Genomic DNA, 13,579 nt, shown 5'->3' on the forward strand with positions numbered 1-13,579 from the left:
CTGGTGCATGTCAGGTGTAACGACCGGTTAGGTGTCTGCATGGAAGGCCGGGAGATGCACAGAAGAGCCAAGCTACTCATGCGTGAGCATCTCGTCGGTGATGTTGTCGACGGTGATCAGGTTGTCGAGATACGTAATAGACGGTTCTGTGCCGTACTTCTCCCGGACGAAGGATTTCCAGCTGTCAGTATACTGGGCCTCCGCATCCGCTCGCGACCTCCACAAATAGACTCCTCCGACGGTGGAGCCGTCCTCCCATATGAAGTAGTGCTTGCGGAAGAGGCCCGGCATGCCTTGATACTTTGGAGCAGTGCTCAGAAAGATTTTACGTGCCTCGTCCCGAGTGACGGGCTTGGGCAACTTGAACTTAGTGATAGCAATGAGCATTTTCTTCCTCTCGTCAGGGGGAGAGTTATCGATGCGTGTCTATTGAAGTGGGAGAAGTCCAGCGTCGGCTTGAATGAATTGTTAGCGGTCAACTTGGCGCTGAACAAACGAAATGAAGCTGTCCGCATAAACCGTCCCTCCTCCATGTGCTGGACCCCATTCAATAACCTTTCCCTCAAAGTCCGGATTGGTTTTGCTGCAAGAAAGGAAGTAACTGTGATCCGCGCCATCCGTAGATATGTAGATGGAGTCGCCGGGCAGGGCATTGTGGCTACGATACATCAGTGTAGAGCTCACTACGTCCTCCCACATTGGCTGCTCCCCCATAGGGTCTGGCGCGAGGCCGGCGATTCCGACACCATTACCAAACGCTGCACCGTACCGCTGCAGAAATGCGATGTAGCTTGGTGGAAAAAGCAACCCAAGTTGGCTCTGCGCAGAGTGGATCTGCTCCTTGGACGCAGGCCCACAGGACACGAGCGGATCCAGCAGCGAATTGATGATTTTACAGATGCTGACCATGTGTCTTTGACCGCTAACGCTCGCCATCACGCGCTTGTCGCGTGCATGGCATATTGTTAGGCAAGTGCATCTTCTCTACGCCATGCTGCATCCTCAAATGCCTCAAACATATCGGACACGCCTGTAAACGCTTCTCTCAAGCTAATCCCTTGAAGATCTTTCTCTATCTCATTCCATTTTCCGTGAGCAAAGTTATTTCTTATTGAGCGGAAAATCCCAACTCGTGAAAGAAACTCATCAATATTTTCTACCTCAAGCCCACAACTAACGAGATGACCCGAATAAAACTGGATGTCACTCATTCTGCGATCCGCCTTTTTGGGTGAGCCTCTAAAGAGGCTTATCGCTATATGCTTCAACCCCCACTCGGTAAAACTAGCTAAAAGAACGATCGGCGCAGCCTTTGCAAAGATAGCTACATTATCTACCCAAGCTGGAATTTGCTCCGAAAGATAATCGAAAACTTCAGCTCCTGAGGCTTTATCCTCAATGGCGCGTTCATGTTCCGCTTGAAGTTCGCTTAGCTTAGTTTCCGAAGCCACAAGCTGATTGAAACAATAATCGTTAAGTTGACCCAGTCTGTCGAAAAGCACCCAGAATGGTTCCCAAAACCGATCTGGCTGATAAATGTAGAGTCCGTCAGCAATAAGCCTCCCCGACTCGTCCTCTACAAACGACCTAGCCCAAAACAAACCATATTTTTCAGCAGTGACTAGTTCAGCATCCATGATCAACCTTTTTGCCTAACGCCCGCATTCGCGGCTGGTTGAAGCGCAGCGGAAACCAGTCCGGCAACATGCGCGTTGTTAGGAACCCTACTTGATAGAGATGTATATCTGGATTTCACTATCACCTTTGTACAGCTCAAAGTCAGTAGTATAAGCACGAACATATTCTGGCTCGCCTGAACTAAAGTACCGCCAGATCTCAGACCAAGTATCGATAACAGCCTGCGGCATGCTCCCCTTTCCTTCAAAAATCAAATACTTTCCTGCCTGAATCGTGACAGAGTCAACGCCACCTTCGAACATGTCAGAACCGGCTACCACATCAAATTCACCGGTGAAATCTGATTCATAGTTACAGTAGACACCAAAAATACTCGCCTCTCTTTCCAGCTTTGGGGCAATGTCACCATAAAAACGCTGCCAGAGACCTGGTATTTTTGATGAATCAGGGCTCATCTCATCAGCGTTTTTTGTGCGAACTTTGATCCCATTTATGGCTTTTTCTTCAATCTGAACAACACTCACAATTCGGTCTCCTAGATTTCATAACTGTTCAGCATTTATTCGCCGTGCGCAGCATGGCGAATAAATGCCTGTTGGACTAAGCCGTCCATCAGGCTGCTACGCCGCTTCTATAGGGGTATTGTATTGGCCGAGGTACCGCCTGAGGTTATTGATCGCATGAAGGCGGATCGGCTATGACGCGTTCGGGCAGTGGTGTGGGTCACGGTTTACCCTCTCCTACTGGCTCAATTTTTCCCAACGTAACCCGCCTGTTGGCCAAATTCCATCGTCAGGGCGAGTGCCGCCGCGGCCCGCCAGCGGGCCGGAGCGTCGAGTCCGTTGTCTGGCCAACTCCATGGTGTGTCTGACGTTACCTTATGCTCGATAGCGTTGCCCCCTGTGGTTGGATGGGCCGAGGGTGGGTCGCTGGGGGGTACGGGCCCCGGTGACGCGCAGTGTCGGTCGTCTACAGTGCGGGCAGGTGTAGGCGGGAGCCTTGTCGCTGACCGTGCTAACGGTCTCAGGGGCCGCCTCCGCCACCATCAGGGCTTGGCGGATCTGTGCCAGGCGTCGTCGCCGGCAGCGATTGGCCAGAAAGCCGTAGTGACGCACCCGCATCAGCCCCTTGGGCAGCACGTGGAGCAGGAAGCGGCGTACGAACTCTTCGCCATCAAGGACGAGCCGTTTGTGCCGGTCACGGTCGAGATAGTCCTTGTAGCGCAGGGTGACCTGATGATCGTCCATGGCGAGGATGCGAGCGTTGCTGATAGCGATCTGACGCGTGTAGCGTGCCAGGTAACGGACCACGGCTTGGGTGTGCTCGAGGCAGTCCTTGCTGTAGACCACCCACTCGGTGGCCATCAGAGCATTGAGCTGAACATCCACGTCACCGGGACGAGTGACCCGGGGGAGCTCGCCAGTATTCGCCGCCCGGCGCAGAGCACTCACCAGATGGCCGCGAAAGTGGCGCGACAGGGCCCGCACCGGAAACAGGTAGTGGCTAGGTGCCCCATGCCAGCGGCCATCGTCGCCCAAGGCGTCGCCGGGGACCAAGCGGTGCAGGTACATAGACCGCGCCGGCCAACAGCGGCGCTATCCCACGAGGAAGTGATGCCGTCCCTTATTTCAGGCACGCTACCGCCAAGGAATGCCGCTCATCGGCCTCCCACTCTGGCGGTTACTGGCCGCCGGTATGCCTTCATCGGACGATGCTGAAATCCGATTCGAAGCACTGATTCACACTAGCCTTGCCAAATAAAGCATCGGCTCGTGCCGTAGCACCTTGAGCCTGATACTTCCCCTACGCCACGTCCTGCACCTCCCGGCACTTACTCCTCCGCCGGCAGCCGCACCTTGGCGATCAGCTTGACGAAGGCTTCGCCGAACATGCCCTTGAGCCAGCGGGACTTGAGCACGCCCAGGAGCACGATGAGGGGCAGCACCCACCATAGCGGTCTGGCGGCTTCAAAGAGGATCGAATAGTCCAAAGCAACATCTCGTTTCAGCGATTCGGCTAGTGTCGTTTGCTTCAGCTGCTTAGGTCACGCTAGCGCTTTCTATCGTGTAATTCTACGTAACGGGCCTGAATATTGACCTATGTCGCTTCGAAGTAGGCAAAAGCTTATACGATGTAAGAAACGGCTTACGCCAGGCTGGCGAAAGGAACTACGGCTAAACGCCACGCAATGTGGAAAATTGGCGAGCGGCCTTCACGCCTTGGCACGCTGGCTTGCATGGATGTGCTGACTGCCGATTTTACGTATGAAACCTGAGCAGGATTCCGTGCATGCACCCATATCAAGAAGATCAAGAACATCGCCGGTCGGTGCTGCAGGTCATGCTGCTGGTCACCATCGCCAGCGCGCTCGTCTTTGCGGCGCTCAACTTTCCCGACGGCATGATGTTGGTCGGCGGTATCCAGGTTGCCCTTGCTACTCTCGCCGCCGGCCTGCTGGTCGTGGTTCGTCGCACACGGCGAGTCCAGACATGGTGCCTGCTCTTTTTGCTGATACTGCTGTCGGTAACGATTCTGCTGCTCAGCCGACCGGATATCTCGCCGTTCGCCTTCATCTGGCTGCTGGTCATCCCGCCGTCACGCACCTCCTGCTAGGTTCCAGGCTGGGCCTGCTGCTCTCGGTGGGCTATATGGGGGTTGGCGCCGCCCTCTTTTTGTACCGCTTTGGCGGCAACCCCGAACTCATTCGGGTGGAGGTGATGTCCAACGCTATCATCGCCGCGCTGACGACCCTTGGCATGTCGCACTTCTACGAACGTACTCGTGAACGGTCCGAGCTGAAGTTGACGCGTCTGGCCACGGTCGATCCGCTGACCGGGCTCGCCAATCGCGCGCGTCTCATCGACGTCTTCCTCTGGGAGCAGGCACAAGCGCGGCGCAATGGGACCCCACTCTCGTTGCTGATGCTGGACCTGGATCGCTTCAAACGGATCAACGACGAGTACGGGCACGAGGCCGGCGACGCGGTGCTGGTCGCCTTCGCTCGTATGCTGCAGCAGCGCCTGAGGGAGATCGACCTGATCTCACGCTTTGGCGGCGAGGAGTTCCTGGTACTACTGAACAACACCGATGGTAAGCGAGCCGTCGCCGTAGCCGAGGTGCTGCGGCAGAGCCTGGAGCAACTCGATATCGAATATCAGGGCAAGATTCTGAAGCTCACCGTCAGCATTGGCGTCGCCGAATACGGGCCAGACGGGCTTGACCTGGACACGCTCAGCCGAGTCGCCGATAAACGGCTGTACCAGGCCAAGGCGAGCGGACGGAACTGCGTTCGCGGTCCAATTGCGGAATCCGGTGTTGAGCGAGAGGGGGCGCTGCTCAACAATGCAGCCAAAGAGTTCCAGTCTGGCTCAGATTCCAGAAGTGCGATCAACTCAGATTCGTGATCCTTATCGTACCGAAGGATATTGCCTGTAAATTTCATCATACGACCCTACACTGAGATTTCTGCAATCCTCGTGCTCAACCAATCCCGTACACTGCGGCCGCCGTCGCCTTCGGTCGCTCCTCCTCGAACCGGGGGTCATGTCATGTCGCAGGATACTCGAAACCCGGCCGCTCCCGATATCGACCCCAGGCCCGCGCGGTGCGTGGAACTCCCCTCTACCGTGGAGAGACCTAACCCGGGGTTCTACTCCACTCATGCCCTGGACCGGGCCTTCAAGGCCAACCTGGCCAGGCTGACCGCCGGCATCACCCCGGCCGGCCTGGCCAGCGTCTATTTCGAGTGGCTGGTTCACATGATGCTCTCCCCAGGCAAGCAACTGGAGCTGGGCGAGAAGTACAACCGCAAGCTCACCCGTTTCGGGCAATACCTCAATCGCGTGGCGGCGGGGTCCGGTGCCGCTGCCTGTATCGAGCCGCTGGAGCAGGACCAGCGCTTCAGCGGCGAGGAGTGGCAGCGTTGGCCGTTCAACCTGATCTATCAATCTTTTCTGCTGACTCAGCAGTGGTGGCACAACGCCACCAGCGAGATCGACGGCCTGTCGCCGGAGAGCGAGCGGGTGGTGAACTTCATCACACGCCAGATACTCGACCGGTACTCGCCATCCAACTCTCCGTGGTTGAACCCTGAAGTGGTTGCTACCACTATGGCGACCGGCGGACAGAATCTGGTGGTGGGTTGGCAGCACTTCATCGAGGACTGGGAGCGGGCCGTGTCCGGCAAACCACCGGTCGGTGCCGAGGCGTTCCGCGTAGGCAAGAACCTGGCGGTCACCCCGGGCAAGGTGGTCTACCGGAACCAACTGATCGAGTTGATCCAGTACGCACCAACCACGAAGCAGGTTTACGCGGAACCGGTGCTGATCGTGCCCGCCTGGATAATGAAGTATTACATTCTCGACCTCACGCCCGCCCAGTCATTGGTCAAATACTTGGTGGATCAAGGCCATACCGTCTTCATGATCTCCTGGCGCAACCCGGGCTCGGAGGATCACGACCTAGGCATGGAGGATTATCGTCGGCTGGGGCCGATGGCGGCGCTGGATGCGGTCTGTGGCATCACTGGCAGCCACAGGGTGCACGGGGTGGGTTACTGTCTGGGTGGTACGCTGCTTTCCATCGCGGCGGCGGCCATGGCGCGGGATGGCGACGAGAGGCTGGCTTCCCTGACCACCCTGGCCACTCAGGTGGACTTCACTGAAGCTGGCGAATTGATGCTGTTCATCGGCGAAAGCCAGGTCTCGTACCTGGAAAACATGATGTGGGATCAGGGCTATCTCGACGGCTACCAGATGGCCGGCGCTTTCCAGATCCTGCGCTCCAACGATCTGATCTGGTCGCGCATCGTGCATGACTACCTCCTCGGCGGACGTCAGCCCATGAATGCTCTCATGGCCTGGAATGCGGACCTGACTCGCATGCCCTACCGCATGCATTCCGAGTATCTGCGCCAGCTGTTCCTGAACAACGATCTGGCCAATGGGCACTATCGGGTGGATGGCCGACCGGTCGTGATTCAGGACATTCGGGCGCCGCTGTTCATCGTCAGTACCATCACCGATCACGTGGCTCCGTGGAAGTCCGTCTACAAGATCCATCTGCAGGCGGATACCGACGAGGTAACCTTCGTGCTGACCAGCGGTGGGCACAACGCAGGTATCGTCAGTGAGCCGGGGCATCCGGGCCGCCGCTTTCGGATGTCTGCGCCACAGCATGACAAGACGTACCTGGATCCGGAAACCTGGCAGCAGATCACGCCCGAGCAGGACGGCTCCTGGTGGCCGGCGTGGCATCAGTGGCTAGCGGCCCATTCTACTGAGCAGGTACCGCCGCCAGGCATGGGTAGCCAACAGTACCCTCCCCTGACCGACGCGCCGGGAAGCTATGTGTTGGCGCCATGAGAGGTGGGTTGCGAGGCGCGCCAGATCACCACGGCTCGGCCCAGGAACATACCGCCGAGCAGGCCGTATACGAGACTGACGGCAGCGGCGAAGGCGGCCGTATCGACTATGGAAAGCTGCATGCCGACCATTACACCAACGGCAAACTTGGCGCAGAAGATCGTCATCATGAGCACGAGCGGAAGCCAACTTCCCGGCACGTGGAAGGTTTGGTCCTGCGGTGAAAAACTCACGCCTCTGGGCAGCTCGAGCTTGAGATGAAGAAGTACGGCAAGGCCGATACCGAGCAACCAGAGCGTGAGACTTACCGGCTCGGCGCCAAACGCATGGATCAGGCCATAGAGCCCGAGCAAAAGAAAAATCGCCGGGATGATACCCAGCTTGGAAAGGCCGATGGTTCTGTCCTGGCTCTGCTGATAGCCCCGGTAGAGAAGAAACAGCAGCAGCGGCCATACCCATAGCGGTGTGTTTCTTATTATCTCGATCAGCATCGGTATTCCCTGGCGTTGTGTTTCGCCCCAGCATAGCGAGGCGCAGCCAACCCCTCCAGTCAGTGCTTACTAACCCGGAAAAGGCCTTCTAAGACCGACTTTCAACACGGCCCTCCTACCCTTTCCCACAAATTGCCCGGACGTCTTCCTCGTCCACCGGTCGTGACAATGCCAGCTTATAGCGAACCAGATCCTCTCTTAACATCAGCGGAAGCTCCACGCCGAGGAGGTACCTGGTCTCATAGCGAGAGAAATCGATATCAAGCGGAATCCATGTCTGGCTTTCCTTATCGAAGATGCTCGCTCCAGCGGCACATCCTACTTCGATCTTGATGCCTTCATATTTGAACTGTACATAGGTCAGGTCCCAGCCTTCCTCCCGATAGTGGGCAGCAGGCTTGGTTATGAATTCCTGGCCCGCCTCTACCACTTCTAAGAAGCGCTCACCGGGAACGAACAAGTCGACGTCGTTTAAATCGCGCCCGGAACCGTACCCCTTTGCTGCCAGTCCGCCACAGATCAGAAAAGGGATGTTTCTGTTTCTCAGCAAACCTGCGATCCACTTGATGGCTTCCTGATGCACTCATCCTCCCGTTATCTTTTACGCCTTCCGCGTTTCAAAAATGGCGTTCAACTCATCGAAGCTCGCCGCGCCGTCCAGGCCTTCGAAACTCCCTCCCTCTGCCATCATTCTGGCGGCCCGTATGAAGGCACCCCATGCGGTGCGCGCGAGGGCCGAGCCGACGCTGATACGCCGTACGCCGAGTTCCGCGAGATCCTGCACCGTCAGTCCCATATTGCCCATGACGATGGCGTTGACCGGCTTGGGCGCGACGGCACTGACGATGGCGCTCAGCTCCTCTCGCGTTCGCGGCCCTGGGGCGAATAGCACATCAGCGCCCGCCTCCGCGTAGGCTGTCAGACGTTGTAACACGTCCTTCAGGGGCTCCGGCTGGCCCACCAGGTAGCTTTCTGCCCGTGCAGTAAGCAGAACCTGAGCTCCCGCCTCATCTATCGCAGTGCGGGCAGCGCGGATGCGCTCCACGGCGAGCGCCAGGTCGTATAGCTGCCCGGGTTCTCCGGTGGCGTCTTCGATGGAGAGCCCGGCCACGCCGGTTCCGACACAGCGGGCGACATTGGCCGCCACGCCTTCGGGCTCGTGTGCATAGCCGGACTGGAAATCCGCATTCACCGGCAGATCGGTGGCGTTCACCATTTCGGTGATGTGGGCAAGTGCCGCTTCGCAAGAAAGACCGAGCACGCTGTCGGCCTGGCCCTGGCTGAATTGAAATCCTGCGCTGGTGGTTGCCAGCGCGCGAAAACCGCAGTGCTGGAGAAAGCGCGCCGTACCGATATCCCAGGGATTGGGAATCACGAAGCAACCGGACTCATGAAGTCTGGCAAATTCCGCGCGTCTTAACTCAAGATCGACCATGACACCTCCTAATGGCGCAACCAACCCCAGTCAGTACTCACTAACCCATCACGTCCGGTATCAACGACCGTTTAACCCCTTTCCGGCCAGAATATCGGGCATGCACTTCTCGATTCGTGACGCTCGCGTGCTCGATTGCTTGGCGCCGGAAAAATGCAGAATGTAGCCTCTCTGACGGCCGGGGGTGAGCGCTTCAAAGGCAGCTTTCAGGGCAGTGTTTCCATCCAGCGCTCTCTGAAGTTCTATCGGGTACGTCAGCTCATGCTTCTCGCTGAAGTCCACCTTGGCACCGGCCTTCTCCAGCTCGATGGCCTCGAGGAGATAGGCTTTTAATATGGCAGCCTGCGCTTCGATCTCGCCCAGCTGTGTGAAGCGAGCCTGGCGCATCGCCTGGGAGTGCTCGCCAGGGGCAACAAGAATTCCTTCAGAATTCTTCAGCAGGCTGCCCTTGAAAAAGCCGAGTGCGCAGTAGTCTTTCATACTGAAGATTATGGCTACGTTGCCGTTCTGCACCGAGTAGCAAAGCTTGTCCCACTTCACACTCTCGGTCAGTTGGCATGAGAGCGCTATTGCGCGCAGCCTCTTGCGCTCGTCATGCCATTGCGGCTGGCTCAGCAAAGCTTCCACTTTTGGATTGGTATCGTTCATTGTCCTTGTTCTCGTTATTGGCGACGAGGCTACCCAGTCAGTACTTACTCACTCCTGGGCCCCGCTATATGAACCACTCCAACCCTTCATAGGGGTTATCTCTCAATGCCGCCAGGCGGCTTTGCAGATCACCGGAGTGAATCTCCAGCTTATGGCCGTCCGGGTCGAGAAAGTAGAGGGAGTCGCCTTCGCTGCGATTCTCCTTCCAGATCGTCACGGCCTGCTCGCGAATGGCGTCGGTACAGCGGGCGAAGGCCTCTCTACTGACGCTGAAGGCGACGTGAGTATATTCAGGCAGCGGGCCGGTGCGCGCCTCGTCGTCGAGCGACAGGCAGATCCAGTCATCGCCAGCCTGAAGATAGGCACCCCGAGCCCATTTCACCACCGGTTGGAGCCCTACCACCCGTGTGTAGAAGTCGAACGAGCCTTCGAGATCGCGAACTGCGAGCGTAAGGTGATTGATGCCGATTATCATGCCCTACTCCTCAGTTAGCCTCAGCTAGGAGTTTCTTCCTTGAGCGTGCGTATCACCCGGCAAGGGTTGCCGGCGGCGAACACGTCTTCGGGGATGTCCTTGGTCACCACGCTGCCGGCACCGATAACCGTGCGGGAGCCGATGGTGACGCCGGGGCACAGTATCGCGCCGCCGCCGATCCACACGTCGTCGCCGATGGTGATCGGCTTGGCGGCTTCCAGGCCGCTGCGGCGCTCATCGGCATCGAGCGGGTGGGTAGCGGTATAGATCTGCACGCCCGGGCCGAACATGGTGTGGTTGCCGATGGTGACTTCCGCCACGTCGAGGATCACGCAGTTGAAGTTGAAGAAGACCTTCTCGCCCAGGGTGATGTTGCCGCCGTAGTCGCAGTGGAAAGGCGGCTCGATGAAACAGCCCTTGCCCATGGCGCCGAACAGCTCGCTCAACAGCCGCTTGCGCTCCTTTCCCTGTGCGTCGCTGGTGTCGTTGAAGGCCTTGGTCAACAGGCGGGCACGGTGACGCTCGCTCAGGAGCTGGGCTTCCCGCGGATCGTAGAGTTCACCGGCCAGCATCTTCTGTTTTTCGGACATGGTCTCCCCATTATCTGGTCAAGCAAACTTCACGTACGTTACAGCTCTTTCTCCCTCTGGCCAAGGCATACAAAAATGCATTCGCTTCGCATAATAAGAGAAAAAAAGCCGGCTATAATCAATAGCCGGCAGAGAACCTCCGATGGAGCAAGGTGATAGCATCTTTACTCTGACTTAGGTTGCACAAACTCTACAGGCACAGCATTTTTAGCCTCACGCACGACCAAAGTGCCCGCCAGCTTGTCATGCCATCCCTGTTTTTTACCATCGAAAGCAACCCACAGAAAGCCCAAGCCAAGAGGCAAGCTAGAAAGTATATATGCGAGATACCGCCCCATGGCCTGCCCAACGCTGGGAGAGTTACCCGTTCTTGCATCCACAACCTTCACCGACACTGCCATTTTTCCTGGAGTCGCCTGCTTGTAGACCCAAAAGAGAACGATACCTATTGCCGGAAGCACCCAGGAAATTAGAAAATCAGCCGGCCCTGCAACGAACCCGTACAAATTCGGATCGAAATATCCCCAGCCATAAATTGAGATCAGCACCGGAAAAGTAACCATCATAAGAAGAATGGCATCAATGATAGTCGCTCCCGTCCTGACCCAAAAACCTGCATATTCAAGCCCTTGATCTTTCATTCTAGTTCCCTTGACGTAAATCTTCTTTTTCCAGAAGAAAATTAAAAAAACCCACCCTGCTCATTTTTTATGCTTTAACTTTGCCATTTTAAAACATGCCCGTTATTCGCAAAAGCTCAAAAAACTCTTTCAGTATCACCCCGCTGCCTGGTCACTTGAGACCCTCAGAGCTTAACTTCGTAAGAAATTGTTAAATATAGGAAAAACCCATCCCCAGCATGGAACGGGCCTTTTTCTTACATCTGCATAGCTGATTTCCTACAAAATTTTCATAAAAAAGCTACAAAAGGGTGCACTCCCATGAGGAGAAAAACAGCGTTGCCATTGTCAGTGGGAACAAAAAGCTCGCCACCCTCCCCGTCGGACAAGCAAGAAACTTGACAGCAGCACCAATCGAGCCACGAACGGAGCTAGCTCGAAGTCACCAGGGAGGGGCGATATCTCGGAACAGTCGGGAAATCACCTACTCAACAGCCAATTTCTGAAGCACCGCATCGGCCAATTCATTAGCTGATTGGATCGAGTTTAGTCTAAGAGTCGAACACGGCAGTTGTTCGATCCACTCTTCGTGTAGCGCCAGGCTGCGAATCGGTGGAGCAGCAGTATCGTAACTTGCTGCCCATTCGAGAAACTCCTGGTGCTGTGCATACAGATCACCCGTGGGATGGACTCGGCTACCGTATCGTCGACGCTCACGCTCGCGGAGCCTTTCCATTCGCAGCGCAGGATCCAGGTGCAAAAATACAGCCAAAGTGAACATGCCTTCGAGCGGCTTGCCCCAGTTGACGAGAGAACCGGACAGCACCCAACTATCGTGGCCTTGCATATCGGCAAGGATCGAGGCCACACGTTGCTCTGGAGAATGCTTTTGTGTGAAAGGCGGATCGGTGCGTTTCCAATAGTAGTCATCCACATCCAGGTGCGGCACCTGGAGACGCGCCGCCACAAGCGCGCCCAGGCTCGTACTTCCGACACCTGACGCACCGAAGATATGAATTCTATTTTCCATGTTCACTACTCCTTGTCGTGTGTTGTAACGCTAGCCAGAGGCATGCCGCACCAACCCGGTGAGCAAAGCTTTCCTAATGGCCTACGCTATGCCAGCAGTCGCCACGCCAGCGGCAAGAAAAGTGCGCTGAATACGCCGACCAGGCTCATGCCGAGGGAGGCGAACGCGCCGGCCTTGGGGCCGAGTTCGAAGGCACGCACGATGCCGATGGCGTGGCCGTTCACCCCCAGCGCGAAGCCGAGAATGCGCTGGTCGGTGATGTTGAGCAGACGCGCCAGCAGCGAGACGAAGATGGTGGTGAGCACGCCGGTGATGAGCAGGCCGCCCAACATCAGCGAGAGCGAGCCGCCGATCTGCTCCTGTATGCCCATGGCCAGCGGTGCGGTAACCGATTTGGGCGCCAGCGAGGCCAACACCGCGGGGGGAGCGCCCAGCAGCCAGGCAATGAGTACGGCATAGAAGGCCGCCAGCACGGCGGCGAGCGGCAGGCTGCAGAGAATCGGCTTCCACAGGGCGAAGATATGCTGACGCTGCTGATAGAGCGGTACCGCCAAGGCCACGGTGGCTGGGCCCAGTAGCAGAGTGAGCCAGGCGACGTTGCGCTGGTAGTCGGCGAAGTCGTAGCGTAGCAGCCACAGGCCGGCTGCCGTGAATACGGCTCCGATCAGCACCGCCGGACACCAGCTCGGCCGGCCCATGCGCTCGAACAGGGTCACGCCGCCGAGGTAGGCGGCCAGGGTCAGCGCTACGGCGAGGGTGGGTGTGTCGAGCAGTGAGTCGTACAGCGCGTTCAAGACAGGCGCTCCCGCTCGTTGCCGCTATCGGCTTCCTTGGGCATGAATCGCAGCATCAGCCACAGCGTGGTGAGCACGCTGAGGAAGGTGCCCACCCCCAGCGCGACCATTACCGCCGTCCAGTGGCCGGCGAACTCATCGATGACGAAGAACACCCCCACCACTCCAGGCATGATCAGCATGGCGAGCAGAGGAATCAGCGCCTGGCTCGCGGTGGCCACGCTCTCGTTCAAACGCCGCTTGACCAGCAGCCATGTCAGCAGCAACAAAAGCCCCGCCATGGCATGGGAAACCGGCAGTGAAAGCAGCTCGACGAAGGCATGGCCGAGCAGTTGGAAACCAAGTAGCCAGAGGAAACCGCGCAACAGCTTCATGCCATCTCCGCCGCAGCCGAACAAAGTAGGTAAGCATCACTGGCTATCGGTTGAGACAGACAGCGACACCATGGGACAACCTACGAAATGTTAACACGCTATCATTCTGCGTGAGCGAGCA

General features: G+C 57.2%; 18 protein-coding genes and 1 pseudogene. 3 read left to right on the forward strand and 16 right to left on the reverse strand.

What is annotated here, in order from left to right:
- Positions 1–72 precede the first annotated feature (72 nt).
- From B8115_RS19180 to B8115_RS23665, 6 genes are all read right to left on the reverse strand, one after another.
- Positions 73–387 carry a hypothetical protein gene (locus B8115_RS19180; RefSeq protein ID WP_010629469.1) on the reverse strand — a complete coding sequence of 105 codons (315 nt, stop codon included), beginning with the start codon at positions 385–387 and terminating at the stop codon, positions 73–75.
- A gap of 81 nt (positions 388–468) precedes the next feature.
- Entirely contained in the window at positions 469–909 is a 441-nt protein-coding gene (locus tag B8115_RS19185; RefSeq protein ID WP_010629470.1) for an SMI1/KNR4 family protein, read from the reverse strand.
- Between the two features lie 56 nt (positions 910–965).
- Positions 966–1,637 carry a hypothetical protein gene (locus B8115_RS23475; protein WP_141638667.1) on the reverse strand — a complete coding sequence of 224 codons (672 nt, stop codon included), beginning with the start codon at positions 1,635–1,637 and terminating at the stop codon, positions 966–968.
- An 87-nt stretch (positions 1,638–1,724) separates the two neighbouring features.
- On the reverse strand, positions 1,725–2,162 hold the full coding sequence (locus tag B8115_RS19190) for a GyrI-like domain-containing protein (RefSeq protein ID WP_051004673.1): 438 nt from the start codon (positions 2,160–2,162) through the stop codon (positions 1,725–1,727).
- 354 nt (positions 2,163–2,516) lie between these two features.
- Complete coding sequence (locus B8115_RS19195; RefSeq protein ID WP_010629472.1) at positions 2,517–3,209, reverse strand: transposase; 693 nt, start codon at positions 3,207–3,209, stop codon at positions 2,517–2,519.
- Positions 3,210–3,469: 260 nt separating this feature from the next.
- Complete coding sequence (locus B8115_RS23665) at positions 3,470–3,628, reverse strand: hypothetical protein (protein WP_010629473.1); 159 nt, start codon at positions 3,626–3,628, stop codon at positions 3,470–3,472.
- Positions 3,629–3,978: 350 nt separating this feature from the next.
- Between B8115_RS23665 and B8115_RS23980 the strand changes: the two are divergent.
- The 3 genes and pseudogenes from B8115_RS23980 to B8115_RS19205 all read left to right on the forward strand — a co-directional run.
- Positions 3,979–4,382, forward strand: a pseudogene (locus B8115_RS23980) (hypothetical protein); the annotation flags it as partial.
- Between the two features lie 12 nt (positions 4,383–4,394).
- Positions 4,395–5,042: a GGDEF domain-containing protein gene (locus B8115_RS19200; RefSeq protein WP_238539241.1), complete on the forward strand. Its 648-nt coding sequence runs from the start codon at positions 4,395–4,397 to the stop codon at positions 5,040–5,042.
- Between the two features lie 144 nt (positions 5,043–5,186).
- Positions 5,187–7,001, forward strand: coding sequence for an alpha/beta hydrolase (locus tag B8115_RS19205; RefSeq protein ID WP_083861895.1), 1,815 nt, complete (start codon positions 5,187–5,189; stop codon positions 6,999–7,001).
- Here B8115_RS19205 and B8115_RS19210 read toward each other — a convergent pair.
- From B8115_RS19210 to B8115_RS19255, 10 genes are all read right to left on the reverse strand, one after another.
- Positions 6,983–7,492, reverse strand: coding sequence for a DUF6622 family protein (locus B8115_RS19210; protein WP_010629477.1), 510 nt, complete (start codon positions 7,490–7,492; stop codon positions 6,983–6,985). The genes B8115_RS19205 and B8115_RS19210 overlap by 19 nt on opposite strands.
- A gap of 115 nt (positions 7,493–7,607) precedes the next feature.
- Positions 7,608–8,075 (reverse strand): hypothetical protein, encoded by a 468-nt coding sequence (locus B8115_RS19215; protein WP_010629478.1) that lies wholly within the window; start codon positions 8,073–8,075, stop codon positions 7,608–7,610.
- A gap of 18 nt (positions 8,076–8,093) precedes the next feature.
- The gene (locus B8115_RS19220) at positions 8,094–8,927 is read right to left on the reverse strand and encodes an oxaloacetate decarboxylase (protein ID WP_010629479.1); all 834 of its coding nucleotides are present in this window, start codon (positions 8,925–8,927) and stop codon (positions 8,094–8,096) included.
- A 60-nt stretch (positions 8,928–8,987) separates the two neighbouring features.
- Positions 8,988–9,575 carry a YdeI family protein gene (locus B8115_RS19225; protein ID WP_010629480.1) on the reverse strand — a complete coding sequence of 196 codons (588 nt, stop codon included), beginning with the start codon at positions 9,573–9,575 and terminating at the stop codon, positions 8,988–8,990.
- 64 nt (positions 9,576–9,639) lie between these two features.
- Positions 9,640–10,050: a fosfomycin resistance glutathione transferase gene (locus B8115_RS19230; RefSeq protein WP_010629481.1), complete on the reverse strand. Its 411-nt coding sequence runs from the start codon at positions 10,048–10,050 to the stop codon at positions 9,640–9,642.
- A 20-nt stretch (positions 10,051–10,070) separates the two neighbouring features.
- Positions 10,071–10,640, reverse strand: coding sequence for a sugar O-acetyltransferase (locus B8115_RS19235; RefSeq protein WP_010629482.1), 570 nt, complete (start codon positions 10,638–10,640; stop codon positions 10,071–10,073).
- Between the two features lie 164 nt (positions 10,641–10,804).
- Complete coding sequence (locus tag B8115_RS19240) at positions 10,805–11,281, reverse strand: RDD family protein (RefSeq protein WP_010629483.1); 477 nt, start codon at positions 11,279–11,281, stop codon at positions 10,805–10,807.
- A gap of 463 nt (positions 11,282–11,744) precedes the next feature.
- Positions 11,745–12,290, reverse strand: coding sequence for an AAA family ATPase (locus tag B8115_RS19245; protein ID WP_010629484.1), 546 nt, complete (start codon positions 12,288–12,290; stop codon positions 11,745–11,747).
- 86 nt (positions 12,291–12,376) lie between these two features.
- Positions 12,377–13,084: an LrgB family protein gene (locus tag B8115_RS19250; RefSeq protein ID WP_010629485.1), complete on the reverse strand. Its 708-nt coding sequence runs from the start codon at positions 13,082–13,084 to the stop codon at positions 12,377–12,379.
- Entirely contained in the window at positions 13,081–13,458 is a 378-nt protein-coding gene (locus tag B8115_RS19255) for a CidA/LrgA family protein (RefSeq protein ID WP_010629486.1), read from the reverse strand. Before B8115_RS19255 ends, B8115_RS19250 begins: the two co-directional genes overlap by 4 nt.
- Between the last annotated feature and the right edge of the window lie 121 nt (positions 13,459–13,579).

The organism is Halomonas sp. KM-1 (assembly GCF_000246875.1).
Classification (GTDB): Bacteria; Pseudomonadota; Gammaproteobacteria; order Pseudomonadales; family Halomonadaceae; genus Halomonas; species Halomonas aerodenitrificans.